Annotated in this window: 1 protein-coding gene; it reads right to left on the reverse strand. The window is 70.3% G+C overall.

Annotated features, from left to right (window positions below):
• Positions 1–250 precede the first annotated feature (250 nt).
• On the reverse strand, positions 251–676 hold the full coding sequence (locus D7V88_RS41940) for a nuclear transport factor 2 family protein (protein WP_120545995.1): 426 nt from the start codon (positions 674–676) through the stop codon (positions 251–253).
• Between the last annotated feature and the right edge of the window lie 85 nt (positions 677–761).

The following is a 761-nucleotide window of genomic DNA, read 5'->3' on the forward strand; positions in this document are numbered from 1 at the left end:
GGCGGAGGAGGCGGCCAGGAGCAGGACGGCCAGGAGGGGGGCAATGACGCGGGTCATCATGGGGTTCCCAGAGGGGGACGACGCGGCCCGTCGAAGAAGTGGGGGGTGGCCGCCCCTCCACGCTACCCCGGCTCGCGGCCCCGGTGCACGGGAGTGCACACTGGGTCCCGCTGCCTCTTGCGGCAGCGATAAGTCACCCGGGGGGTGGAATCCCCTCGAACCCCCGGGCCCCTGAAAAGTCTCGCGGCGGCTACGCCGGGGTGGTCGCGGGGACCTCCGACCGGGGCGCGGTGTCGTGGGACAGCTCCTGTCCCAGGGCGTGCGGATCGAAGTAGGCGAAGAAGCGCCGGATGCGGTCGCCGTCCCATTCGATGATGGAGACGCCCTCGTAGGCGATGGCCGCCCCATTGGGGGACTGGCCCTGCGTCTCCCACTCCAGGGCCACGCGGTCGCCGGATTCAATCACGTTGCGGAAGGTGGACTTCACGCCGCCCAGGGTGGCCTTGTATTCGGTCCAGAAGCGGCGGGCGCCGTCGATGCCGGTGAAGACGCTGGGCGAGGCCACGTTGCTCACCTGGGCGTCATCGGCGAAGAGGGCGAGCAGCGATTCCATGTCGCCATCCGCCTCCAGTTTCAACAGTGCGTCCACGAACCGCTGCGCTCGTTCCATCGGCATCCGCGTCCTCACTCGTTGGCGAAGGGGTTGTGCGCAAAGGGTGCGCACGCGGGGTGCTGGTGGCCGGCCCGCGCGGTCGCCCCCC

Source organism: Corallococcus terminator, assembly GCF_003611635.1.
GTDB classification, from domain to species: Bacteria; Myxococcota; Myxococcia; order Myxococcales; family Myxococcaceae; genus Corallococcus; species Corallococcus terminator.

Bases quoted from the DNA above. Each gene is read 5' to 3' on its own strand.
- D7V88_RS41940 (WP_120545995.1), bottom strand. From the start codon at position 676: ATGCCGATGGAACGAGCGCAGCGGTTCGTGGACGCACTGTTGAAACTG.